Here is a 25,086-nt window from a genome sequence, read left to right as displayed (position 1 = left end):
ATTTTTGTTTATGCAGGGAGGATAAGCTCGTCGTAGCCTTTCGACTGGGTATAGAGCATCACGTCCGTCACCCGATCGCCGGCCATGCGAATGGCATCGGCAACGGTTTTCCCCTCAACAATGCCGCTCACCAGTTCTGAACAGAACAGATCCCCCGTCCCTTTCAGATCGGTTTCTACGCGCGGATGCGCGCTGACGGTCACGCCCTCACGCGTCACCAGCACCACGTGGATGTTTTGCGGGTCTTCGGCCACCGGTGCGCTGGTGATCGCCACCCATTTCAGGGTGTCAGAGAGCAACCCCTGTGCCGCCGCAATAGCGCTTTCCGGCGCCCGGCACGACTTACCGCTCAATACTTCCAGCTCATAAACGTTTGGCGTAATCCCCTGCGCCAGCGGCAGCAGGTGTTCCCGGTAGGCTTCCGGGATATCCGGCTTCACGTACATTCCGCTGTCGATATCGCCGATAACCGGGTCGACCAGCACCAGCAGGTCAGGATGCTGCGCTTTGACCGCCCTCAGCCACTGCGCCAGCAGCGCGATCTGGCTGGCGCTGCCCATATAGCCGGTGGTGACCGCTTTAAGCTCGCGCAGGATCTCGCGCTCTTCCAGCGCCTTCAGGTAGCCGCTGAACCACTCGTCGGGGATCACCCCGCCGTAGAAGGTGTCGTAGTGCGGCGTGTTGCTAAACAGCACCGTCGGCACGGCGGTCACGTTCAGCCGGTGGGTACGAATATTTGGCACCGCAATGCTGTTCCCCACGCTGCCGTAAACCACCTGCGACTGCACCGCGACAATGTCGGTTTGCTGCGCCCGGGTGTTATCCCGGAATAGAATCATCTCCATGACGCTTAAATCCCCGCCCCCTGCGAATAACTCTCTTCACCAAAGACGCCGGTAGACAAATAGCGATCGCCGCGATCGCAGATAATCGCCACCACGACCGCACCGGGGTTTGCCTGCGCCACGCGCAACGCCCCCGCTACCGCGCCCCCCGAGCTGACCCCGCAGAAGATGCCTTCACGCACGGCCAGTTCACGCATGGTATTCTCCGCCTCGCGCTGATGAATATCCAGCACCCGATCCACCAGCTGCGCATTAAAAATGCCCGGCATATACTCCGCGGGCCAGCGGCGAATGCCCGGAATACTGCTCCCCTCTTCCGGCTGCAGACCAACAATGGTGACCGGTTTCTCCTGCTCGCGCAAAAAACGGGACACGCCGGTAATGGTGCCGGTAGTGCCCATGCTGGAGACAAAATGGGTGATGCGCCCGGCGGTTTGCTGCCAGATTTCCGGGCCGGTGGTGGTGTAGTGCGCGTACGGGTTGTCCGGGTTGTTGAACTGATCGAGCAGTTTACCTTCGCCGCGCTCGGCCATCGCTAACGCTAAGTCTCGCGCCCCTTCCATCCCCTGCTCTTTGGTTACCAGAATCAGCTCGGCCCCGTAGGCGCGCATCGCGGCGCGGCGCTCCTGGCTCATGTTGTCCGGCATCAGCAGCTTCATGCGGTAGCCTTTCAGCGCCGCAATCATTGCCAGCGCGATACCGGTGTTACCGCTGGTGGCTTCAATCAGCACATCGCCTGGCTTAATTTCACCGCGTTTCTCGGCCTGGACAATCATCGACAGCGCCGCGCGGTCTTTCACCGACCCTGCCGGGTTATTGCCTTCGAGTTTGACCCAGATTTCGCTGCCGTTGGCACATCCCATGCGCTGAAGCTTGACCAGAGGGGTGTTGCCGATGGTGTGTTCGAGTGTATTCACGATTTTTACTCAATAAAAAGCCCGGTAAGCATCACGCCACCGGGCGAAAAACATACTCAATAACCTATCAGGCTGACTCCGCCAGAGCAATATCCTCGCGCGTCTCAATCCGCTCCTTACCGTGATAGATGCGCGCATGCTGCAGCCCGACAAACAGGCGCTCACCCCGGTGCGGCGGGACGTCGTCGCGCATGACCACGGTCAGCGGCTCGGTATACCAGCCCAGCGGCTGTACCACCAATTGGGTGTAGTGTCCTTTAGGGCTAGCTTCCAGCACCTGCACCGGCAGCGGGGAATCCAGGCTGGTGCGGCGGCTAACGTCCACTTCCCACGGGCGCAGGAACAGATCAACCGGCCCCTGATGCGCGGAGGTGTAGCCCAGCGGCCAGCGGTGCGCGCCGACGTGGAACTGTCCACCGCGAATGGTGCCCTGCAGGCGGTTCACCTCGCCCATAAACTCCAGCACGAAGCGGGTCGCCGGCTCGCGCCAGAGCTGTTCCGGCTCGTCAACCTGCTCGATGTTGCCCTGGCTCATGACCACCACGCGGTCCGCGACTTCCATCGCCTCTTCCTGATCGTGGGTCACGAAGACGCTGGTGAATTTCAGCTCTTCATGCAGCTGGCGCAGCCAGCGACGCAGCTCTTTGCGCACCTGCGCATCCAGCGCGCCGAAGGGTTCATCCAGCAGCAGTATTTGCGGCTCAACGGCCAGCGCGCGCGCCAGCGCCACGCGCTGCTTCTGCCCGCCGGAAAGCTGCGCCGGGAAACGGTCCGCCAGATGCGCCAGCTGCACCATCTCCAGCAGTTTGGTTACTTTCGCCTTAATGGTTGCTGCATCCGGGCGTTCACGACGCGGCAGCACCGTCAGGCCAAAGGCGATATTGTCGAAAACGGTCATGTGGCGGAACAGCGCGTAATGCTGGAAGACAAAGCCGACTTTACGATCGCGGGCGTGCAGGCGGCTCACGTCGGTGCCGTGGAAGCGGATGTGCCCGCTGGTCTGATGCTCAAGCCCGGCGATGATCCGCAGCAGCGTCGTTTTGCCCGAGCCAGACGGCCCCAGCAGCGCCACCATTTGTCCGGAAGGGATATCCAGTGAGATATCATTCAGCACCTGGGTGCGACCAAAAGACTTCTTAATATTGGCAATCTCAATGCTCATGATTTCCCTCCTGATGCTGACGTTTTTCCTGATTCTCTAAACGCCACTGCACCACACTCTTCAAAAACAGGGTCAAAATCGCCATCAGCGTCAGCAACGCTGCGGCAGTAAAGGAACCGACGGTGTTGTAGTCCTGTTCCAGTAACTCAATCTGTAACGGCAGCGACAGCGTTTCACCGCGAATCGAGCCGGATACAACCGACACCGCACCAAACTCACCAATCGCGCGGGCGTTGGTCAGCACCACGCCGTAAAGCAGCGCCCAGCGGATGTTCGGCAGCGTCACGCGGCGGAACATCTGCCAGCCCGAAGCCCCCAGCAGCACCGCCGCTTCGTCTTCGTTGCTCCCCTGGCTTAACATCACCGGCACCAGCTCACGTACCACAAATGGGCAGGTCACGAAGATGGTCACCAGCACCATGCCCGGCCAGGCGAACATGATCTGCAGGTTATGTTCATCCAGCCAGCCGCCCAGCGGGCCGTTGGAGCCGTAAAAGAGCAGGTAAACCAGACCGGCAACAACAGGCGACACGGCAAACGGAATATCCAGCAGGGTCAGCAGCAGCTGACGTCCCGGGAAGTTAAAGCGCGTCACCAGCCAGGCCAGCAGCGTACCGAAGACCAGGTTCACCGGCACGGTGATCAGCGCAATCAGCACCGTCAGCCAGATGGCGTGCAGCATGTCCGGGTTCGCCAGGTTCTCCAGCGCGGGCATCAGCCCCTTGCTGAACGCCTGGACGAAGATATAAATCGTCGGCACGACGAGAATGAGGGCGGACACCAGCACGCCCACGCCAATCAGAAACCATTTACCCCAGTTGATGCGGGGCGCATCGTATCGCTTCAATTGCGTAACTTCCGCCATCAGTGACCTACCACACGTCGACCAAAGCGACTTTGCAGAGTGTTTATCGAATACAGCAGCAGCAGCGAGGCCGCCAGGATCACCGAGGCAATCGCGCTCGCCGCCGGATAATCAAACTCCTGCAGGCGGATGAAAATCATCAGCGAGGTGACTTCCGTTTTCCAGGCGATGTTCCCGGCGATAAAAATCACCGCGCCAAACTCACCCAGGCTGCGGGTAAAGGACAGCGCGACGCCCGCCATCAGCGCCGGAGAGAGCTCCGGCAGAACCACTTTGCGGAAGCTCTGCCAGCGCGTGGCGCCCAGCGTTTCCGCCGCTTCTTCGTATTCCGGACCCAGCTCTTCCAGTACCGGCTGCACGGTACGCACCACAAACGGGATACTGGTAAAGGCCATCGCCACCGCGATCCCGAGCCAGGTATAGGTCACCTTGATGTCAAATTTCGCCAGCCACTCGCCGTACAGCCCGTTCACGGAGAAGAGCGACGCGAGGGTTAAGCCCGCAACCGCCGTCGGCAGCGCAAACGGCAGATCCATCAGGGCATCAAGCAGCGTACGGCCCGGGAAGCGATAGCGGGTTAAGATCCACGCCATCAGCAGGCCAAACACGCCGTTAAAAATGGAGGCAACAAACGCCGACAGCAGCGTCACCTTATAGGCCGCCACCACCTGCGGGTTGGTGACTACGTCCCAGTACTGCGCCCAGCTCATCTGAGCAAGCTGCATCACCAGCGCGCTGAGCGGCAACAGCAGGATCAGGCAGACGAACAGCAGGCTGGTCCCGAGGCTTAAGGTAAAGCCCGGCAGCACGCGTTTAGTCGAGACTGCAAACATTACTTACGCCCCGCCGCCAGCAGTTTGTCTAACTCACCGCCGCTGGCAAAGTGCGTTTTCATCACCTCAGGCCAGGAGCCGAAATGATCTTCCACGCGGAACAGCGCGGTCTGCGGGAATTTATCTTTCAGCTTGTTCATCACGTCCGGATTGTTCACGCGGTAGTAGTAGTCGGTGATGATGGCCTGCGCCTGCGGGCTGTACAGGTAGTTGAGATAGGCTTTTGCCGCTTTCTCGGTGCCGTTCGCCTGCACGTTTTTATCCACCCACGCCACCGGGAACTCGGCCAGGATGTTGGTTTTCGGAATAACCACCTCGAAGCCCTGCGCTTCGTACTGCTTGCGAATGTTGTTCACTTCGGATTCGAAGCTGATCAGCACGTCGCCCAGACCACGCTCGGCGAAGGTCGTGGTCGCGCCGCGGCCGCCGGTATCAAACACTTCGACGTTTTTCAGGAACTGGGTCATGAACTGCTCGGTCTTCGCTTTATCCTTACCGTCAGCCTTGTCTGCCGCGCCCCACGCGGCTAAATAGGTGTAGCGCGCGTTACCTGAAGTTTTTGGGTTCGGGAAAATCAGCTTCACGTCGGAACGCACCAGGTCGCTCCAGTCGTGGATGTTCTTCGGGTTGCCCTTACGCACCAGGAAGCCCATGGTGGAGTAGAACGGCGAGCTATTGTTTGGCAAGCGGCTCTGCCAGTCAGCCGGGAGCAGCTTGCCCTTGTCGTGCAGGATCTGCACGTCAGTCACCTGGTTGTAGGTCACGACATCTGCTTTCAGCCCCTGCAAGATCGCCAGCGCCTGCTTGGATGAACCGGCGTGGGACTGCTTGATGGTCAGCTTATCGCCATTGTTTTCTTTCGCCCACTGCTGCTCGAACGGTGGGTTAAGGGCGGCAAACAGCTCGCGGGAGACATCATACGAGCTGTTCAGCAGCTCGGTCGCCTGCGCCTGGGCCACCAGCAGTAAACCTGCCAGCGCCAGAGTTCCTTTTTTCAGTACAGTAACGGCCATTGCGCACCCTTATAAATGTGATGACTATCTTATAGTCATAATATTTATAACGGGGATGAAAGGAGTAACGGTTTTATATACCGTTTGGTGATTTACAAGCAGAAAAGGGAATAAGGGTGCGGGGAAAATTGCCGGGTGGCGCTAACGCTTACCCGGCCTACGTATGGGGAGCGTTTTACAGCGCCAGCAGGCGCTCAACGGACGGCGCAAAATAGTAGCCGCCGGTGACCGGGCGGGTGAAGCGCAGCATGGCGTCACGCTTGCCGTCAGTGTCACCGAACATGCTCAGCAGCTGCTGCTCAATATTGTGCAGCCGCGCGCAGTAGGCGCAGAAGTAGAGGCCGTGCGTGCCGCTTGCCGTGCCGTACGGCAGGCTCTGACGAACAATTTTGAGCCCCTTGCCGTCTTCCTTAAGGTCAACGCGGGACAGGTGCGAGGTCACCGGGCGCGCATCGCCGTCGATCTCTTCGTTGGCTTCTTTGGTGCGGCCAATCATCATCTCCTGGTCGTGCACGCTCATGCGGTTAAGCTGCTTGAGGTTGTGCTCCCAGCGCTGGACGAACACGTAGCTGCCGCCCGCGTCCACGCCGTCTTTGATGACCGCCACATCGCGACGAACCTCTTCACCCGCCGGGTTTTCGGTGCCATCAACGAAGCCGCTCAGATCGCGCTCTTCCACCCAGCGGAAGCCGTGAACCTCTTCCTGCACGTCGATGCTGTCGCCAAACGCTTCAACCGCCGCCTGAGCAACGGAGAAGTTCACGTCGTGGCGCAGAGAGAGGATGTGGATCAGCACGTCGTATTGGGTTGCTGGCGCCAGGCCTTTGCCATAAGGGATAAAGTCCTTCAGCTCTTCCGCGCCTTCGCCGCCGCTCAGCTGACGCCAGACGTTATTGCCGAAAGCGACAACGGCACCCAGATGGGCGTCCGGGAATTTGGCCTGGAAGGTGGCCAGTTTATCAACGAAAACTTTGCTGGCCGCGCGCAGGGCATCCACGTCCCCTTTAACATTGGCTTCAATCCAAATCGCCGCGCGGCAATGTTCTGGCAAAATGCCACTCTGAACCTGAGACATCGCTCCTCCTGAAATAAAGATGCCACGTCAGCGTGGCATTGATGGCGGCTATTATACCCGGATTTCAGCGAGGCGGTTTGTTCAGGCGCAAATTACTGCTTCCAGAGTATTTTGCTCACTTTCCAGCTCTTCAGCGTGTCGTCAGAGGGCATCAATCCTTCCGGACCGCTCCAGGTTCCGGTGAAGACATAGCTGATGTGCTGGCTGCCTTCCGCCTTACATTCCACCGCCACGCCATCGTCTGAAGGGGCGCTGCTGCAGTTACCAAAGGCCTGTTTATAAAGATCGCTAAACGGAGTGCCCACCTTTACGCCGCTGGCGGTCGGAATATCTTCGTCCATCACGGCAATGCGGTTCACCGTCCCTTTATCACCGTTAATCACCAGCGCCAGCTTGTCGCCCTTCAACGCTTCAAAGTAACGCACAATGTTGCCATTCTCGGTTTTCATCCCGCTACGCAGGCGATAGTCACCGCTCAGGGCATCCTGAATAGCGTCCTGATCGAGCGCGGTTGACGCGGTAATTTTTCCCACGCCCTGCTCGGTCACTTCAGTGGAAGAGCCAAACCAGTTCCACGGATACGCGGCGGACCAGTTAATAGAGGAGAGCGTCGAACAGCCGGTTAACACCAGCGGGAGAGCGCATAAAAGTAAACGCAGCGATTTCATTGAAACGTCCTTTCTAATTAAATCAACGCTTGTTGGAGTGCGGCATCGGCAAAAAGTGCCGCGCTAATCTGACTCTTGCGTAAAACAGGCGCGTAAGCGGGGATTCGTCAGCAGCCACATCAGCGCCACAATATCCGCCACCACCAGCGCAATGCCGATACCGGAAAGCGGTTCACCCAGCCACCAGAGCACGGGTTGCCAGAACAGCAGCGCAATCTGGGCGAGGATCAGCAGCCAGCGAAGCGCACGCCACAGACGCGGGATTACATGCCGTCGACCGCTGCACAAAAAAGCCACCACCGCCGGTACGCCCGGCAGTAAGCCGAGCCAGAAGGCATCGTGGTCGGGATAAAAGAGATTCAGCAGCGTATCGCCCTGCCCGCGCGACGCACCGGCCATCACAAACAGTACCCAGGTACGGGCCTGGAGGAGCAAAACGCACCAGAACAAAAACGGCAGCCTGACGCGGCCCTGCGCGTCATAGTCAGCCGGGTGGATCTCAGTACTCTTCATCTTCGATCAGGCGCTTACCCAGCGTCAGCACGTCGGCGTGCTCGTAGCCCAGACGCTCATACATGCCCAGCACCACGTCGTTATCTTCCCGCACCATGATCTGGATTTTCGGGCAGCCGCGGGCGATGAGTTTCTTTTCCAGACGATTGAGCAGCGCGTTGGCGATGCCGCGCGCCCGGTATTCCGGGTGGACGCCCAGATAATAGGCCGAGCCGCGGTGGCCGTCATACCCACCCATTACCGTCCCGACCACCTCGCCGTTCACTTCCGCGACCAGAAACAGGCTAACGTCGTGATTCACCTTACGTTCGATATCCATTTCCGGATCGTTCCACGGACGCAGCAGATCGCAGCGCTCCCAAAGGGTGATCACCTCTTCGAAATCTTCCTGGCGAAAAACGCGTATCTCCATGGTATTAACCGCCTTTTCGGGTTTAAAAACAGTGATTATGGCGTGAACGGGGCGTTTAGCCAATAACCGGGGAAAATCTCGCCAAAATTTGGCATAATGTCACTTTGTCACGTATTGAAATGAAAAGTAAAACAATTCTCAATAAGGACTGTCGTAACGGGAAACACGATACGATATAACACCAGGACCCCATTTTTCAGTATTCAGGCCGCATGAGCACATTCAAACCATTAAAAGCACTCACATCGCGTCGTCAGGTTCTCAAAGCGGGGCTGGCGGCCTTAACGTTAACGGGCATCGCTAAGCAGGCTCAGGCAAAAGACGAGAGCACGCTCAAAACCAGTAACGGACACAGCAAACCGAAAACCAAAAAGCCGGGCGCAAAGCGTCTGGTGATGCTCGATCCGGGCCACGGCGGTATTGATACCGGCGCCATTGGCAGAAACGGTTCGAAAGAAAAACACGTCGTGCTGGCAATTGCAAAAAATGTGCGATCGATTTTACGCAGCAACGGCATTGACGCCCGCCTGACGCGTACGGGCGACACGTTCATTCCGCTGTATGACCGCGTGGAAATTGCCCACAAGCACGGCGCCGACCTGTTTATGTCCATTCACGCGGATGGCTTCACAAACCCTTCCGCCGCGGGCGCGTCGGTGTTTGCCCTCTCCAACCGCGGCGCCAGTAGCGCTATGGCGAAATACCTTTCCGATCGCGAAAACCGGGCGGATGAAGTAGCCGGGAAGAAGGCCACGGATAAAGATCATCTGTTGCAGCAGGTGCTGTTCGATCTCGTGCAAACGGACACCATCAAAAACAGCCTGACGCTCGGCTCGCATATCCTCAAGCGGATTAAGCCGGTGCACCGTCTGCACAGTAAAAGCACCGAACAGGCGGCGTTTGTGGTGCTGAAGTCACCGTCTATCCCGTCCGTGCTGGTGGAAACGTCCTTTATTACCAATCCGGAAGAAGAGCGCCTGCTCGGCACCACGGCGTTTCGCCAGAAGATCGCCAACGCCATCGCCTCCGGCATTATCAGTTACTTCAACTGGTTCGATAACCAGAAAGCGCACTCCAGGAAACGCTGATGAAACCCAATGCACAGCTGGTCAAAACGTTCCTGCTGCAGCTGCAGGATGAGATTTGCCAGAAACTGGCCGCCGCAGACGGCGGTGAATTCCAGGAAGATAGCTGGCAGCGCGAAGCGGGCGGCGGCGGGCGCAGCCGCGTGCTGCGTAACGGCGGCATCTTCGAACAGGCGGGCGTGAATTTCTCCCACGTTCACGGCGACGCCATGCCCGCGTCCGCTACCGCCCACCGCCCTGAGCTGGCGGGCCGCAGCTTCGAAGCGATGGGCGTCTCGCTGGTGATCCACCCGCATAACCCGTTTGTTCCGACCAGCCACGCCAACGTGCGCTTTTTCATCGCGGAGAAGCCAGGAGCCGATCCGGTCTGGTGGTTTGGCGGCGGTTTCGACATGACGCCCTACTACGGCTTCGAAGAGGATGCCGTGCACTGGCATACCACCGCGCGGGACCTTTGCCTGCCGTTTGGCGAGGACGTCTACCCGAAATTTAAAAAGTGGTGCGACGATTATTTTTACCTGAAGCACCGCGACGAGCAGCGCGGCATCGGCGGGTTGTTCTTTGACGATCTCAACACGCCGGATTTTGATACGGCATTTAGCTTTATGCGCGCGGTGGGCGAAGGGTTCACCGACGCGTACCTGCCGATTGTCGAACGCCGTAAAAACACCGACTACGGCGTGCGCGAGCGTGAGTTCCAGCTTTATCGTCGCGGGCGGTACGTGGAGTTCAACCTGGTGTGGGATCGCGGGACGCTGTTCGGCCTGCAGACCGGCGGACGCACGGAGTCGATTCTGATGTCTATGCCGCCGCTGGTGCGCTGGGAGTACAGCTACGAGCCAAAAGAAGGCAGCCCGGAGGCTGCCTTGAGTGAGTTCCTTAAAGTACGCGACTGGATTTAACTGCCGGATGGCGCTGCGCTTATCCGGCCTACTCAATCCCCAGGTCGGGTAAGCAATCGCGCCCTTACAGCGGCTGCGTCTGCGCCTCAACCACCGCCAGCGCCACCATATTCACGATACGGCGCACGGAGGCAATCGGCGTTAACACGTGCACCGGTTTTGCCACGCCCATCAGCACCGGTCCTACGGTCACCCCTTCAGAGCTGGAGACGCGCAGCAGGTTGTAGCTGATACGCGCCGCTTCCACGTTCGGCATAATCAGGATGTTCGCCGATCCCTTCAGCGGGCTGTCCGGCATACGTTCGTTGCGGATGCTCTCCACCAGCGCGGCATCACCATGCATTTCCCCGTCAATCATCAGCTCCGGCGCACGCTCGCGCACCAGTTCCAGAGTCTGGCGCATTTTGCACGCCGCCGCGGATTTGGACGAACCAAAGTTTGAGTGCGACAGCAGCGCCACCTTAGGCTCGATACCAAAGCGACGCACGGTCTCGGCGGCCATCACGGTGATCTCCGCCAGCTCGTCCGGGGTTGGATCGTCGTTCACGTAGGTATCGGCAATAAAGGTGTTGCCGCTCGGCAGCAGCAGCGCGTTCATCGCCCCGGCGGTGTGCACGCCGTCGCGATAGCCGAAGATCTCCTGCACCACGCTGAAATGCTCGTGGTAATCGCCGATGGTGCCGCAGATCAGCGCATCCGCCTCGCCGCGATGGACCATGATCGCGCCGATGACCGTAGTATTGCTGATCACCGCCCGCTGCGCCTGCTCCTGGGTGATCCCGCGACGCTTCATGATCGCGTAATATTCGTTCCAGTACTCCTTGAAGCGCGGATCGGATTCGTTGTTAACGATCTCGAAGTCGACGCCCGGCTTAATCTGCAGGCCCAGCTTCTGAATGCGCATCTCGATCACGCTCGGACGACCAATCAGGATCGGCTTCGCCAGCCCTAAGGTGATCAGCTCCTGCGTAGCGTGCAGCACGCGCGCCTCTTCCCCTTCCGCCAGCACCACGCGCTTCGCGTCTGCGCGAGCCTGAGAGAAGATCGGCTTCATAAACAGGTTGGTTTTGTAGACAAACTCGGTGAGTTTATCGACGTACGCGTCGAAATCCTGAATCGGACGCGTCGCCACGCCGGAGTCCATCGCCGCTTTGGCAACGGCTGGCGCAATTTTGACAATCAGGCGCGGATCGAACGGTTTTGGAATGATGTAGTCCGGGCCAAAGCTCAGATCCTGATCCCCATACGCGGAGGCGACCACTTCGCTCTGCTCAGCGTGCGCCAGCTCAGCGATGGCGTGAACGGCGGCAAGCTTCATCTCTTCGTTGATCGCCGTCGCGCCAACGTCCAGCGCCCCGCGGAAGATGAACGGGAAGCAGAGCACGTTGTTCACCTGGTTCGGGTAGTCCGAACGGCCGGTACAGATAATGGCGTCTTCGCGCACCGCCTTCGCCAGCGGCGGCAGGATTTCCGGTTCCGGGTTCGCCAGCGCCAGGATCATCGGCGCGCGCGCCATCTTCTGCACCATCTCCTGGGTCAGCACTTTCGGGCCTGAACAGCCGAGGAAGATATCCGCGCCGTCAATCACGTCCTCAAGCGTGCGCTTGCCGTCGTCTTCAACCGCGTAGGCCGCTTTGGTTTCCGCCATGTTCGGCTCGCGGTCTTTGTAGATCACGCCCTTAGAGTCGCAGACCACGATATTGTGTTTCTGCATGCCCAACGCCACCAGCAGGTTCATACAGGCGATGGCCGCCGCGCCCGCGCCGGAGACCACCATGCGCACGTCGGAGAGATTTTTCTCCACCACGCGCAGGCCGTTGAGAATGGCAGCGGTGCTGATAATCGCCGTGCCGTGCTGGTCGTCATGGAACACGGGAATATTCATACGCTCGCGCAACTTCTGCTCGATATAGAAACATTCCGGCGCTTTGATGTCTTCCAGGTTGATCCCGCCGAAGGTCGGCTCCAGCGCGGCCACCACGTTGATGAACTTATCGGGATCGAGTTCGTCCACTTCGATATCGAACACGTCGATACCGGCGAATTTCTTAAACAGTACGCCCTTCCCTTCCATCACCGGTTTACCGGCCAGGGCACCAATGTTGCCCAGGCCCAGCACCGCCGTACCGTTAGAGATAACGGCGACAAGGTTACCGCGCGCGGTGTATTTGTAGGCCGCCAGCGGATCTTTTTCGATCTCCAGACACGGCGCAGCCACGCCCGGCGAGTAGGCCAGCGCCAGATCGCGCTGGGTCGCCAGCGGCTTGGTTGGGGAGACCTGAATTTTACCGGGGACAGGGAACTCGTGAAAATCGAGGGCACTCTGTTTTAACTGATCGTCCATCTTGTTATTCCTTTTACGTATCGGTCAGATAGTATCGCCGCTGAGCAGCGCATAAACTTTGAAGGCTGCCAAACTCTCACCATCACACATTAAAAATTGTTATCAATTTATAACAGCCATGTTACCCGTCTCAAAAGCAATGCCTGCCCCGTCTGCTATGCTTTTTTGTTAAGTCCATCATGATTTTCTCAGAAGTGTGAACTAACGCACTCATCTAACTCTTTTATTTCCAAGGAGTAATTATTTATGAACCAGCTAGACGGCATCAAACAATTCACCACCGTGGTTGCGGACAGCGGCGATATCGAGTCGATTCGCCACTATCAGCCAGAGGACGCGACCACCAACCCTTCGCTGCTTCTGAAAGCGGCGGGGCTTGCCCATTTTAGCCATCTGATTGACGACGCGATTGCCTACGGTAAACAGCGCGGGAAAACGCAGGAGCAGCAGGTTGCTGAAGCCAGCGACAAGCTGGCGGTTAATTTTGGTGCGGAAATTCTGAAAAGCATTCCGGGGCGCGTGTCGACCGAAGTGGATGCCCGCCTCTCATTCGATCAGGAAAAGAGTATTAACAAAGCGCGCCGCCTGGTGGAGCTCTACCAGGAACAGGGGATCGATAAGTCACGCATTCTGATCAAGCTCGCGTCCACATGGGAAGGCATCCGCGCGGCAGAGGTTCTGGAAAAAGAGGGGATCCACTGCAACCTGACGCTGCTGTTCTCCTTTGCCCAGGCGCGCGCCTGTGCCGAAGCGGGCGTGTTCCTGATCTCGCCGTTTGTCGGGCGCATCTACGACTGGTATCAGGCGAAACAGCCGATGGACCCGTACGTGGTGGAAGAGGATCCGGGCGTGAAGTCGGTGCGTAATATCTACGATTATTACAAGCAACACCGCTACGAGACCATTGTGATGGGGGCCAGCTTCCGCCGCACCGAGCAGATCCTGGCGCTCGCAGGGTGTGACCGTCTGACCATCTCCCCTGACCTGCTGAAAAAGCTGCAGGAGAGCGACGAAACGGTGATCCGCAAGCTGGTGCCGACCTCTACCGTCCTGCCAAAACCGAAAGCCATGACCGAAGCGGAGTTCCGCTGGGAGCATAATCAGGACCCTATGGCCGTGGAAAAACTGGCGGACGGCATCCGCCAGTTCGCCGTCGACCAGCGAAAACTCGAAGATCTTCTCGCCGCCAAACTTTAACCTTGCCACGGAGTGAACTATGTCCCGTAAAGAGCTCGCTAACGCCATTCGCGCCCTCAGCATGGATGCCGTACAAAAAGCCAATTCCGGCCACCCTGGCGCCCCGATGGGGATGGCCGATATTGCCGAAGTGCTGTGGAACGACTTCCTGAAGCACAACCCCACTGACCCGACCTGGTACGACCGCGACCGTTTTATTCTCTCCAACGGTCACGCCTCGATGCTGCTCTACAGCCTGCTGCACCTTTCCGGCTACGACCTGCCGCTTGAGGAGTTAAAAAACTTCCGCCAGCTGCACTCCAAAACGCCGGGCCACCCGGAGATCGGCTATACGCCGGGCGTGGAAACGACCACCGGCCCGCTGGGCCAGGGGCTGGCGAATGCCGTCGGCCTGGCAATTGCCGAGCGTACGCTGGCCGCGCAGTTCAACCAGCCCGACCACGAGATTGTCGATCACTACACCTACGTCTTTATGGGTGACGGCTGCCTGATGGAGGGGATCTCCCACGAGGTTTGCTCGCTGGCGGGCACGCTGGGGCTCGGCAAGCTGATTGGCTTCTATGACCACAACGGCATCTCCATCGACGGGGAAACCGAGGGCTGGTTTACCGACGACACGGCAAAACGCTTTGAGGCCTATCACTGGCACGTGGTGCACGAGATTGACGGCCACGATCCGGAAGCGGTGAAAAAAGCGATTCAGGAAGCGCAGAGCGTGAAGGACAAACCGTCCCTGATTATCTGCCGTACCACCATTGGCTTCGGCTCGCCGAACAAAGCGGGCAAAGAAGAGGCGCACGGCGCGGCGCTGGGAGAAGAGGAAGTGGCGTTAACCCGCCAGAAACTGGGCTGGAAATATCCGCCGTTTGAGATCCCGAAAGAGATCTACAGAGCATGGGACGCGCGCGAAGCGGGTGAAAAAGCGCAGCAGGCCTGGAACGAAAAATTTGCCGCCTACAAAAAAGCGCACCCGGAGCTGGCCGCCGAGTTTTCCCGCCGCATGAGCGGCGGCCTGCCGGAAGACTGGGACGATAAAACCCAGGCGCTGATAGAAAATCTGCAGTCCAACCCGGCGAAAATCGCTACCCGTAAAGCGTCGCAAAACACCCTGAACGCGATTGGCCCACTCCTGCCTGAGCTGCTCGGCGGCTCGGCGGATCTGGCGCCAAGCAACCTGACCATCTGGTCAGGCTCTAAATCCCTGAAGGAAGACATTGCCGGGAACTACATCCACTACGGCGTGCGCGAGTTTGGGATGACCGCGATTGCTAACGGCATCGCCCATCACGGCGGCTTCGTGCCCTACACTGCCACCTTCCTGATGTTCGTCGAGTACGCCCGAAACGCGGCGCGTATGGCGGCGCTGATGAAGGCCCGGCAGATCATGGTCTACACCCACGACTCCATCGGGCTGGGGGAAGATGGCCCAACGCACCAGGCGGTAGAGCAGCTGGCAAGCCTGCGCCTGACGCCAAACTTCAGCACCTGGCGTCCGTGCGATCAGGTCGAAGCCGCGGTGGGCTGGAAGCTGGCCGTTGAGCGTCATAACGGACCTACGGCGCTGATCCTGTCGCGCCAGAACCTGGCGCAGATCGAGCGCACGCCGGAGCAGGTAAAAAACATCGCCCGCGGCGGCTATATTCTCAAGGACAGCGGCGGTAAGCCGGACGTGATCCTGATTGCCACCGGTTCCGAGGTGGAAATCACGGTGAAAGCGGCGGAGAAGCTGATCGCCGAAGGTCACGCGGTGCGCGTGGTATCTCTGCCTTCAACGGATATTTTTGACGCCCAGGACGAGGCGTATCGGGAATTGGTGCTGCCTTCCAGCGTTGCGGCGCGCGTGGCGGTGGAAGCGGGTATTGCCGACTACTGGTATAAGTACGTGGGGCTGAAAGGGGCAATTGTGGGCATGCGGGGTTACGGTGAATCCGCTCCTGCCGACAAGCTGTTCCCGTATTTCGGCTTTACCGTTGAGAACGTGGTGGAGAAAGCGCTGAGCGTGTTGTAGTGCGACAGCGCTATCCGGCAAAACTAGCGAGTGATCCACAGCGTGGGCCAGGCGTCTGGCCCATTCCAGCTATCGCAGCTTGGCTCTTCCGCATAGCGCACCAGGCGGAAGCGCTGGCCGTCAAAACGCCAGCGCGTCTGGATCCCGCAGTCTCCAATACCGCGTCCCAGCGCCAGCGTCGTCAGCTCGCGCGTTTTCTCATCGAAGCGGGCGTTCATCAGCTCCATGTCGCTGCTCTGGCTGGAGGGGGTGAACGGCAGACGTAACCTGACGCTACGGGCGGCGAACGGTTTTTTACGTGAGACCTGCCACGCCAGATCGACCGTGTTATAGGCCCCCGCTTCACAGCTGACGATCAACAGCGCTTTGTCATCCGTTAATGCAGTGACGCGTACTTCACGACGGTTAGGATCCAGCGAGCACTGGCTATTGTTCATCCGCCACGTCCCATAATCCAGCAGATCGTTCAGCTCGCTATGCGTCAGCGGCGTCGGCGTCGGGTTCACCACGGCCACCTTTTTTAATGCCGGTGCAGGAGGCACGCTCAGCGGCGGGCTATCTCCTTTTTTAATCCATGCCGTTTCGCTGCCAACGCGCTTCTGCTGGGCGTCGATAAACAGCAGCGCCGCCTTCAGACCGACCAGCGAGATCGTCTGCTTCCCCCCGCGCAGGGTCAGCGCCTGCCCTTCCTGAATGGTTTTCAGAAACGTGGTGATGGTACCCGCATCTTCAGTTTTGAGATGCCAGGGGGTTAACTGCCAGTGCTGCGAATTGAGCTTTAACGGAACGTTGTCGAGCAGCAGGCGCGGGGCAATGTCAGGCTCTTTAACCGGCGGGGCCGAAAGCCCGCCGAGATCGATGCGCAGGCTGGCGTCCGTTTTTGCGCCTGCGCTACGGCTCAGCGTCATGACCAGACCGCGATGCTCGCCGGTATTCCGGGCAACACAAAAATTCTGGTTATTGCAGGTAACCTGCCAGTCTGAAAAAGACTGCTGCGCGGGCGCAGCCCACACCAGAGGTGCGGGTAGCAAGCAGAAAAAGAAGAAAAGCAAAACGCAGTAGCGCATGAATGGCACAGCCCCGGAAACGAAAAGGTCAATCTGGGGCGTATCTTCGTGCCCAGGGCGGGCGGGCTCAATCGGATTTATCGGATAGATTTATCTGAAATACACGTTATCACGACATCGGTTTAGGGTTCATTAAGCCGCTGGTTTGCAGATACTGTAACAGGATCACCGCTTTACCGTCGCGGATCTCGCCGCTTTTCACCATCTCAACGGCCTGGGTGAAAGGCATTTCCAGCACTTCAATGTCTTCATCCTCCACGCCGCCGCCGCGATGCGTGCGCTGGGCATCGGTGTATTCCGCAATGAAGAAATGGACCAGCTCGGTCACCCCGCCAGGGGACATGAAAAGCTCAAAGACTTTTTGCACCTCGCCCACTTCAAAACCGGTCTCCTCAACGGCCTCCTTGCGGATGCAGACTTCCGGCTCATCGTCATCAAGCAGGCCGGCGCAGGTTTCAATCAGGCGCCCGTCCGCATTGCCGTTGACCCAGGTCGCGACCCGAAACTGGCGAATCAGCACCACGCTTTGCTTTTCACGGTTATACAGCAGAATGGTTGCGCCATTGCCCCGGTCGTAGACTTCGCGTTTGTGGCGAATCACGTCACCGTTCTTACGGGTTAAATCGTAAGTGATGTTACGCAGGACAAAGTAATTTTCAGAAAGGATTTTGTCTTTGATAACGGTAATGTTCAGGGACATACGGGCTCCACGGCTAAATGAGTCTGTTTATACTACCCCGTGAAGCCCGCTTTGTCGTCCGTCGGCTCGGGCGGCGCGTTACTTCTCGCCAGATTTCAGGTTAATGCCCAAAGCGGCTTTTGGATCAATAACCTTATCTTTAGTATGAATAAGCTATTTGCTCGCCACCGCGTTATCAGGCAATGTACAACTGCCCATGACCTGTGGCTGAGCCATTTTATGCAGAGATCCGTTCCGTGACCGTTAAACGCCCCGTTTCCGGAAGCCTTGCCTGGGCTTTCTTTTCGATCATTGCCCTGTCCGTGCTGACCAGCACCGTCGCGCTGCTGACGCTTGCCAGCAGCCAGCGTGACGCCGAAGCTATCAACATTGCGGGCTCGCTGCGCATGCAGAGCTACCGCCTCGGCTACGAGATGCAGCGCAACAGCCCCTCCCTTATGGCGCATCGTGAGAACTGGCAGCGAACGTTAAGCGCGCCTTCCCTGGAGAAGCTGAACCGCTGGTACGTCCCGGACAACGTCAAGGCGCGCTATCAGCAGCTGCATGTGGCCTGGCTGGACATGGACAAGCACATCGCCCGCGGCGACAGCGCATGGTATAACGCTCACATTGAGGATTTTGTCGGCCGCATTGATGCCTTTGTGCTCGCCCTCCAGCACTACACCGAAAATAAAATTCAGACGGTGACCCTCCTCTCTCTGGCTGGCGCGCTCGGGATCCTGCTGCTGACGCTGTTTACCCTGCGGCGCATCCGTCGCCAGGTGGTGTTGCCGCTGAACAACCTGGTGGCCGCCAGCGAACGCATTGAGCGAGGGGAATTTACCACCCCGGCGCCGGACACCGCGCTCCCCAACGAGCTGGGCCAGCTCTCCCGCGCCTTCAACCATATGTCGGGCGAGCTACATACTCTCTATCGGTCGCTCGAAGCCTCCGTCGCGGAAAAGACGCGGCATTTGCATGAAGCCCACCAGCAGCTCGACATGCTGTTCAAATGCTCCCAGGCGCTGAATACCGGGCAGATAGACAGCCTGTGCTTCCGGCATATTTTGCAGATTGTGCATGAATACACGCAGATGAATTACCTGGAGCTACGCACCAGCGACGACTGGCGGCTGTGTGAAGGAACAGAGGTGAGCGGCATTTCTCTGCAAACCCTGCCGGTGCTGATGCAGGATACCCTCTACGGCGAGCTGCGCTGGCAAAGCGAGACGGGCAGCGTTCCTCTTCCGCTGATGAGAAGCGTGGCGACCATGCTCGGACGTGGGCTGTACTTTAACCAGGCGCAGAAGCATTACCAGCAGTTGCTGCTGATGGAGGAGCGCGCCACCATCGCCCGCGAGCTGCATGATTCGCTGGCGCAGGTACTCTCCTATCTGCGGATCCAGCTCACGCTGCTTAAACACGCCGTGCCGGCGGAAAATGCCTCCGCGCAGACGATCATCACCGACTTCTCCCGCGAGTTGAACAACGCCTGGCAGCAGCTGCGCGAGCTGCTGACCACCTTCCGCCTGACGCTAAACCATGCGAATTTACCCGCGGCGCTGCAGGAGTCCCTCGATGCCCTGCAGAGCCAGACGCAGGCGAAGCTGCACCTCGACTGCCGCCTCTCCACCCTGGCGCTTGACGCGCAGAAGCAGGTGCATTTGCTGCAGATCGTGCGGGAGGCCGTCCTGAATGCGATTAAGCACGCGCAGGCCAGCGAGATCACCGTCAGCTGCGTGACCGCCTTGGACGGCACGCACAGCGTCAGCATTCGCGACAACGGCATCGGGATTGGCGAGGCCAGCGAGCCGCCGGGACACTACGGGCTGAACATTATGCGAGAACGCGCGCAACGGCTCGGCGGAATGCTGCACTTCTCGCAGCCGCAAAACGGCGGCACGCAGGTCAGCGTGACGTTCCCCGCACCCGCGCCGTTAACAGGTAAATAACGGTAAAGGGTGAAGCGCCGGGAAAAGCGCATGATAATTTACATTATCTCCTTTATTTCTCCACGTTTGGCCTGGGCCTTACCGCTAAAGTGATGCGGGCAATAAACAATAATGACGTGCAGCAAAACGAGGTCACACTTTCATGGCGAATTTTTTCATCGATCGCCCCATTTTTGCCTGGGTGCTTGCCATCCTGTTGTGTCTGACAGGTGTCCTGGCGATTACTTCTCTTCCCGTTGAGCAATATCCCGATCTGGCACCGCCTAACGTGCGTGTCACAGCAAACTACCCCGGCGCGTCCGCACAAACGCTGGAAAATACCGTGACGCAGGTTATCGAGCAGAACATGACGGGTCTGGATAATCTGATGTACATGTCCTCCCAAAGCAGCGCCACGGGACAGGCCACGGTTACCCTGAGCTTTGAGGCGGGCACCGACCCGGACGAAGCGGTGCAGCAGGTACAAAACCAGCTGCAGTCGGCCATGCGTAAACTGCCCCAGGCCGTGCAGAACCAGGGCGTCACCGTGCGTAAAACCGGTGATACCAACATTCTGACCATCGCGTTTGTCTCCACCGATGGCTCAATGGATAAACAGGACATTGCGGACTACGTCGCCAGTAATATTCAGGACCCGCTCAGCCGTATTAACGGCGTGGGGGATATCGACGCCTACGGCTCACAGTACTCGATGCGTATCTGGCTCGATCCCAACAAGCTGAACAGCTATCAGATGACGGCAACCGACGTGACGGACGCCATCAAAGCCCAGAACGCCCAAATTGCCGTGGGGCAACTGGGAGGCACGCCTTCCGTCGATAAACAGGCCCTGAACGCCACCATTAATTCGCAATCTCTGCTTCAGACCCCGGACCAGTTCCGCAACATCACCCTGCGCGTGAATCAGGATGGCTCAGAAGTGCGTCTGGGCGACGTTGCTAAGGTGGAAATGGGTGCGGAGAAATACGATTACCTGAGCCGCTTTAACGGCAACCCGGCCTCTGGACTGGGAATTAAGCTGGCCTCCGGCGCAAACGAAATGGCGACGGCGAAGCTGGTATTGGACCGTCTGGATGAGCTGTCGCAGTATTTTCCGCACGGGCTGGAGTACAAAGTCGCCTATGAAACCACCTCCTTCGTTAAAGCCTCGATTGAGGACGTAGTCAAAACCCTGCTGGAAGCGATCGCCCTGGTGTTCCTGGTGATGTACCTGTTCCTGCAAAACTTCCGCGCCACGCTGATCCCCACCATTGCCGTCCCGGTGGTGCTGCTGGGCACCTTTGCGGTGCTTTACGCGTTCGGCTACAGCATCAACACCCTGACGATGTTTGCCATGGTGCTGGCGATTGGCCTGCTGGTGGACGATGCCATTGTGGTGGTCGAAAACGTCGAGCGCATCATGAGCGAAGAGGGGCTTTCCCCGCGTCAGGCGACGCGTAAATCGATGGGACAAATTCAGGGGGCGTTGGTCGGTATCGCGATGGTGCTGTCGGCGGTCTTTATCCCGATGGCCTTCTTTGGCGGTACAACCGGGGCGATTTACCGTCAGTTCTCAATCACCATCGTCTCGGCGATGGTGCTCTCCGTGCTGGTGGCGCTGATCCTCACCCCCGCGCTCTGCGCCACCCTCCTTAAGCCGCTGCACAAAGGGGAACATCATGGCCAGAAAGGGTTCTTCGGCTGGTTTAACCGCACGTTCAACCGCAACGCCGAGCGATATGAATCTGCCGTCGGTAAAGTGCTACACCGCAGCCTGCGCTGGATGATGATTTACGTTGTGCTGCTGGGCGGCATGGTGTGGCTGTTCCTGCATCTTCCCACCTCGTTCCTGCCGCAGGAAGACCGGGGGATGTTCATCACCTCGGTGCAGCTCCCGAGCGGATCCACCCAGCAGCAGACGCTGAAGGTGGTTCAGAACGTTGAGCAGTACTTCTTCACCAAAGAGAAAAATAACGTTGTTTCGGTCTTCTCTACCGTCGGCTCCGGCCCGGGCGGGAACGGGCAGAACGTCGCCCGCATGTTTGTCCGCCTGAAAGACTGGGACGAACGCGACGCCAGAACGGGAACCTCGTTCGCCATCATTGAACGCGCAACCAAAGCGTTTGCTCGCATTAAAGAGGCGCGCGTCTTTGCCAGCAGCCCGCCCGCGATCAGCGGCCTGGGCAGTTCCGCCGGGTTTGATATGGAGCTACAGGATCACGCCGGCGCGGGCCACTCGGCCCTGATGGCCGCGCGCGATAAGCTGCTAGAACTAGCAGGGAAAGATCCCGGCCTGACCCGCGTTCGTCACAACGGTCTTGACGACAGCCCGCAGCTTCAGGTGGATATCGACCAGCGTAAGGCGCAGGCGCTGGGCGTGTCGATCGAGGATATCAACGACACCCTGCAAACCGCATGGGGCTCAAGCTACGTAAATGACTTTATGGATCGCGGCCGCGTGAAAAAAGTGTATGTCCAGGCAGCCGCGCCGTTCCGCATGTTGCCGGATGATATTTATCGCTGGTTTGTACGCAATAATTCTGGCGGGATGGTCCCCTTCTCCGCCTTTGCCACCTCGCGCTGGGAGAGCGGTTCGCCGCGCCTGGAGCGCTATAACGGCTATTCGGCAGTTGAAATTGTCGGGGAAGCCGCGCCGGGCGTCAGCACCGGTACCGCCATGGACACCATGGAAAAACTGGTGCAGCAGTTGCCAGCCGGTTTTGGTCTGGAATGGACGGCCATGTCTTACCAGGAGCGTCTCTCCGGGGCGCAGGCCCCTGCCCTCTATGCGCTTTCTTTGCTGGTGGTCTTCCTCTGCCTTGCCGCGCTGTATGAGAGCTGGTCGGTTCCGTTCTCGGTCATGCTGGTGGTGCCGCTTGGGGTTATCGGTGCGCTGCTGGCGACCTGGCTGCGCGGCCTGGAGAACGACGTTTACTTCCAGGTGGGGCTACTTACGGTGATCGGCTTGTCGGCGAAAAACGCCATTCTGATCGTTGAGTTTGCCAACGAGATGAATGCCAAAGGCCACGAGCTGATGGCCGCCACGCTGCACGCCTGCCGCCAGCGTCTACGTCCGATCCTGATGACCTCACTGGCGTTTATTTTTGGCGTACTGCCGATGGCAACCAGCACGGGTGCAGGCTCAAGCAGCCAGCATGCGGTGGGTACCGGCGTCATGGGGGGGATGATTTCGGCCACCATCCTGGCGATTTATTTTGTGCCGCTGTTCTTTGTGCTGGTGCGTCGTCGCTTCCCGCTCCGGGAGCGACAGGAATAACCCGCAGTCATAAAAAAGGCGGCTTAATCGGCCGCCTTTTTATTGTGTGATTAATTCACACTATGGTTATTTTACTTATTTTAGTGCTCTTGCAATTCTTACTGAATGTCATTTACGAAGCATGCCTTCGATAAAATCTTTCCAGTTCCCCAGTTCACGTTCAATCATAACAACCTCTCTTATTATTATGCGCATTCTACGAAAACCTATCATCATTGTGAAGACTGTTTAACCAATCGCTGTGATTGTACCCCGCCACCGTTGAGGATTTATGATAAATATGAACGGAGGAGTTTAAATTTTGTGTGACGGCCAGCAATATTTTGAAATAGCCCTACGAACGGGTGAGTTTTATTTTACGCGCTGAGTTTATTCAGAATTTAAACACGGTGGACATCTATGCTTAAATGGTGAAAGTATATTCAGCGTACAAGTGTGAGTTGAATTTAGAAGAAGTGTAAATCCAGAGCATTCCTGAGTGTGTTATATTCCACCTAAGATATATCTTCGAATTTACTGAACGTTTAATCGCCATAAGAGCAAAAGGATTCAACATGGTTGTGATGTACGGCATTAAAAATTGCGACACTATCAAAAAAGCACGCCGCTGGCTGGAAACTAATAACGTCGAGTACCGCTTCCACGATTATCGTGCCGACGGGCTTGATGCAGAATTTCTGCATACCGCCATTAACGAACTGGGATGGGAAGCGCTGCTGAACACCCGCGGCACCACCTGGCGTAAGCTGGACGAATCCGTGCGCGCCAGCATCAAAGACGCCGACAGCGCGGCAAAGTTAATGCTCGACATGCCGGCAATTATCAAACGCCCATTGCTCTGCAAGCCAGGTCAGCCTATGCTGCTGGGTTTCAGTGAAACCCTTTATTCTGACTTTTTCGTAGAGGTGTAGTGTATGTCATGCCCGGTCATTGAGCTGACTCAACAGCTTATTCGCCGTCCCTCCCTTAGCCCGGACGACGCAGGTTGTCAGGCATTAATGATTGAGCGCCTGCGCGCCATCGGTTTTACCGTTGAGCGCATGGATTTTGGCGACACCCAGAACTTCTGGGCGTGGCGTGGCCAGGGCGAAACGCTGGCCTTTGCCGGGCACACTGACGTCGTTCCCGCGGGTGACGCCGATCGCTGGATTAATCCGCCGTTTGAGCCGACCATCCGCGATGGCATGCTCTTCGGCCGCGGCGCGGCAGACATGAAAGGCTCGCTGGCGGCGATGGTTGTGGCGGCAGAGCGCTTTGTGGCTCAGCATCCGAACCACAAAAACCGTCTCGCGTTCTTGATTACCTCCGATGAAGAAGCCAGCGCCCATAACGGTACCGTGAAGGTCGTTGAGGCGCTGATGGCGCGCAATGAACGTCTTGACTACTGTCTGGTCGGCGAGCCGTCCAGTACCGAAGTGGTGGGTGATGTCGTCAAAAATGGTCGCCGCGGCTCGCTGACCTGTAACCTGACCATACATGGGGTTCAGGGGCATGTGGCCTACCCGCATCTGGCCGATAACCCGGTCCACCGCGCCGCGCCAATGCTGAACGAACTGGTAGGCATCGAGTGGGATAAAGGCAACGAGTTCTTCCCGCCGACCAGCATGCAGATCGCCAACGTCAAGGCCGGAACCGGCAGCAACAACGTCATCCCGGGAGATTTCTTCGTCCAGTTCAACTTCCGCTTCAGCACCGAATTGACCGACGAGACGATCAAAGCGCGCGTTGTCGCTCTGCTGGAAAAATACAACCTGCGCTACACCGTTGACTGGTGGCTTTCCGGCCAGCCGTTCCTGACGCAGCGCGGCAAGCTGGTGGATGCGGTGGTGAACGCCATTGAGCACTATAATGAAATTAAGCCGCAGCTGCTGACGACGGGCGGCACCTCAGACGGACGCTTTATCGCCCGCATGGGTGCACAGGTTGTCGAACTGGGTCCGGTTAACGCGACGATTCACAAAATCAACGAGTGTGTGAACGCAGCCGATTTACAACTGCTGGCCCGCATGTATCAACGTATTATGGAGCAACTCGTCGCCTGACGAGCGCTCAGAGAGGAATAGCGAATGGATTGGCTTGCAAAGTACTGGTGGATTCTGGTGCTGGTGTTTCTGGTCGGCGTACTGCTGAACGTGATTAAAGACCTTAAGCGCGTTGACCACAAAAAGTTTCTCGCGAATAAGCCGGATCTCCCGCCGCACCGTGATTTTAACGACAAGTGGGACGATGACGACGACTGGCCGAAGAAAGACCAGAAGAAGTAATCGGTCTGTATCCCCTCTCCTGTGGAGAG

Annotated in this window: 23 protein-coding genes; 9 read left to right on the top strand and 14 right to left on the bottom strand. The window is 58.1% G+C overall.

Translation table 11 applies throughout. The features are described 5' to 3' along the window. Positions 1-8: 8 nt before the first annotated feature. The 10 genes from pdxK to INF73_RS12125 form a co-directional block, all read right to left on the bottom strand. Positions 9-845, bottom strand: coding sequence for a pyridoxine/pyridoxal/pyridoxamine kinase (gene pdxK, locus INF73_RS12170; RefSeq protein WP_193540735.1), 837 nt, complete (start codon positions 843-845; stop codon positions 9-11). A gap of 5 nt (positions 846-850) precedes the next feature. Continuing rightward, positions 851-1,762, bottom strand: a complete 912-nt coding sequence (gene cysM / locus INF73_RS12165) for a cysteine synthase CysM (RefSeq protein WP_059358547.1) — start codon at positions 1,760-1,762, stop codon at positions 851-853. 67 nt (positions 1,763-1,829) lie between these two features. Continuing rightward, positions 1,830-2,924 carry a sulfate/thiosulfate ABC transporter ATP-binding protein CysA gene (cysA, locus tag INF73_RS12160; protein WP_008501607.1) on the bottom strand — a complete coding sequence of 365 codons (1,095 nt, stop codon included), beginning with the start codon at positions 2,922-2,924 and terminating at the stop codon, positions 1,830-1,832. Then, positions 2,914-3,789 carry a sulfate/thiosulfate ABC transporter permease CysW gene (gene cysW / locus INF73_RS12155; protein ID WP_028014000.1) on the bottom strand — a complete coding sequence of 292 codons (876 nt, stop codon included), beginning with the start codon at positions 3,787-3,789 and terminating at the stop codon, positions 2,914-2,916. Before cysW ends, cysA begins: the two co-directional genes overlap by 11 nt. Next, on the bottom strand, positions 3,789-4,622 hold the full coding sequence (gene cysT, locus INF73_RS12150; protein WP_004123378.1) for a sulfate/thiosulfate ABC transporter permease CysT: 834 nt from the start codon (positions 4,620-4,622) through the stop codon (positions 3,789-3,791). The genes cysW and cysT overlap by 1 nt, the downstream gene beginning before the upstream one ends. Then, positions 4,622-5,635 (bottom strand): sulfate ABC transporter substrate-binding protein, encoded by a 1,014-nt coding sequence (locus tag INF73_RS12145; protein ID WP_047368059.1) that lies wholly within the window; start codon positions 5,633-5,635, stop codon positions 4,622-4,624. Before INF73_RS12145 ends, cysT begins: the two co-directional genes overlap by 1 nt. A gap of 175 nt (positions 5,636-5,810) precedes the next feature. Beyond that, on the bottom strand, positions 5,811-6,710 hold the full coding sequence (locus tag INF73_RS12140) for a Dyp-type peroxidase (protein ID WP_047368060.1): 900 nt from the start codon (positions 6,708-6,710) through the stop codon (positions 5,811-5,813). 92 nt (positions 6,711-6,802) lie between these two features. Beyond that, the gene (locus INF73_RS12135) at positions 6,803-7,378 is read right to left on the bottom strand and encodes an RpoE-regulated lipoprotein (RefSeq protein ID WP_193540737.1); all 576 of its coding nucleotides are present in this window, start codon (positions 7,376-7,378) and stop codon (positions 6,803-6,805) included. Between the two features lie 63 nt (positions 7,379-7,441). Continuing rightward, the gene (locus INF73_RS12130; RefSeq protein ID WP_041908792.1) at positions 7,442-7,891 is read right to left on the bottom strand and encodes a DUF2919 domain-containing protein; all 450 of its coding nucleotides are present in this window, start codon (positions 7,889-7,891) and stop codon (positions 7,442-7,444) included. Continuing rightward, entirely contained in the window at positions 7,878-8,303 is a 426-nt protein-coding gene (locus INF73_RS12125) for a GNAT family acetyltransferase (RefSeq protein ID WP_003861292.1), read from the bottom strand. Before INF73_RS12125 ends, INF73_RS12130 begins: the two co-directional genes overlap by 14 nt. Positions 8,304-8,515: 212 nt before the next feature. On the opposite strand from INF73_RS12125, the gene amiA reads away from it, so the two are divergent. Both amiA and hemF read left to right on the top strand, forming a co-directional pair. Beyond that, the gene (gene amiA / locus INF73_RS12120) at positions 8,516-9,391 is read left to right on the top strand and encodes an N-acetylmuramoyl-L-alanine amidase AmiA (RefSeq protein WP_028014006.1); all 876 of its coding nucleotides are present in this window, start codon (positions 8,516-8,518) and stop codon (positions 9,389-9,391) included. After that, positions 9,391-10,290, top strand: a complete 900-nt coding sequence (hemF, locus tag INF73_RS12115) for an oxygen-dependent coproporphyrinogen oxidase (RefSeq protein WP_045261157.1) — start codon at positions 9,391-9,393, stop codon at positions 10,288-10,290. Before amiA ends, hemF begins: the two co-directional genes overlap by 1 nt. A 64-nt stretch (positions 10,291-10,354) precedes the next feature. Here the strand turns inward: hemF and maeB are convergent, their stop codons facing one another. Then, positions 10,355-12,634, bottom strand: a complete 2,280-nt coding sequence (gene maeB / locus INF73_RS12110; protein WP_028014008.1) for an NADP-dependent oxaloacetate-decarboxylating malate dehydrogenase — start codon at positions 12,632-12,634, stop codon at positions 10,355-10,357. 246 nt (positions 12,635-12,880) lie between these two features. Here maeB and tal point away from each other — a divergent pair, with 246 nt between their 5' ends. Next, a complete protein-coding gene (tal, locus tag INF73_RS12105) occupies positions 12,881-13,831 on the top strand; it encodes a transaldolase (protein WP_028014009.1) in 951 nt (316 codons plus the stop codon). A 19-nt stretch (positions 13,832-13,850) separates the two neighbouring features. Further along, positions 13,851-15,839: a transketolase gene (tkt, locus tag INF73_RS12100; RefSeq protein ID WP_193540739.1), complete on the top strand. Its 1,989-nt coding sequence runs from the start codon at positions 13,851-13,853 to the stop codon at positions 15,837-15,839. A gap of 23 nt (positions 15,840-15,862) precedes the next feature. Here tkt and INF73_RS12095 read toward each other — a convergent pair whose 3' ends face one another. Both INF73_RS12095 and nudK read right to left on the bottom strand, forming a co-directional pair. Then, on the bottom strand, positions 15,863-16,906 hold the full coding sequence (locus tag INF73_RS12095; protein WP_193540741.1) for a DUF1176 domain-containing protein: 1,044 nt from the start codon (positions 16,904-16,906) through the stop codon (positions 15,863-15,865). Positions 16,907-17,015: 109 nt separating this feature from the next. Next, a complete protein-coding gene (gene nudK, locus INF73_RS12090) occupies positions 17,016-17,606 on the bottom strand; it encodes a GDP-mannose pyrophosphatase NudK (RefSeq protein WP_041908784.1) in 591 nt (196 codons plus the stop codon). Positions 17,607-17,842: 236 nt separating this feature from the next. On the opposite strand from nudK, the gene narQ reads away from it, so the two are divergent. Both narQ and acrD read left to right on the top strand, forming a co-directional pair. Continuing rightward, positions 17,843-19,537: a nitrate/nitrite two-component system sensor histidine kinase NarQ gene (gene narQ, locus INF73_RS12085; RefSeq protein WP_193540743.1), complete on the top strand. Its 1,695-nt coding sequence runs from the start codon at positions 17,843-17,845 to the stop codon at positions 19,535-19,537. Between the two features lie 142 nt (positions 19,538-19,679). After that, positions 19,680-22,793 carry a multidrug efflux RND transporter permease AcrD gene (acrD, locus tag INF73_RS12080; RefSeq protein WP_193540746.1) on the top strand — a complete coding sequence of 1,038 codons (3,114 nt, stop codon included), beginning with the start codon at positions 19,680-19,682 and terminating at the stop codon, positions 22,791-22,793. Positions 22,794-22,901: 108 nt separating this feature from the next. On the opposite strand, the gene ypfM is transcribed toward acrD, so the two are convergent. Then, entirely contained in the window at positions 22,902-22,961 is a 60-nt protein-coding gene (gene ypfM / locus INF73_RS12075) for a protein YpfM (RefSeq protein ID WP_015572204.1), read from the bottom strand. 386 nt (positions 22,962-23,347) lie between these two features. Here ypfM and INF73_RS12070 point away from each other — a divergent pair, with 386 nt between their 5' ends. Genes INF73_RS12070 through INF73_RS12060 form a run of 3 tightly spaced genes read left to right on the top strand, consistent with a single transcriptional unit; the run spans position 23,348 to position 25,057 of the window. Continuing rightward, complete coding sequence (locus INF73_RS12070; protein ID WP_028014015.1) at positions 23,348-23,704, top strand: ArsC family reductase; 357 nt, start codon at positions 23,348-23,350, stop codon at positions 23,702-23,704. Between the two features lie 3 nt (positions 23,705-23,707). Further along, positions 23,708-24,835, top strand: coding sequence for a succinyl-diaminopimelate desuccinylase (gene dapE, locus INF73_RS12065; protein ID WP_028014016.1), 1,128 nt, complete (start codon positions 23,708-23,710; stop codon positions 24,833-24,835). A gap of 24 nt (positions 24,836-24,859) precedes the next feature. Beyond that, positions 24,860-25,057 (top strand): YpfN family protein, encoded by a 198-nt coding sequence (locus tag INF73_RS12060; RefSeq protein ID WP_013098222.1) that lies wholly within the window; start codon positions 24,860-24,862, stop codon positions 25,055-25,057. Positions 25,058-25,086: the final 29 nt, after the last annotated feature.

The organism is Enterobacter cloacae complex sp. P6RS (genome assembly GCF_014982245.1).
Lineage (GTDB): Bacteria > Pseudomonadota > Gammaproteobacteria > Enterobacterales > Enterobacteriaceae > Enterobacter > Enterobacter bugandensis.
Note: the sequence above shows the minus strand (reverse complement) of the source record. Positions and strands in the feature narration are given on the sequence as shown.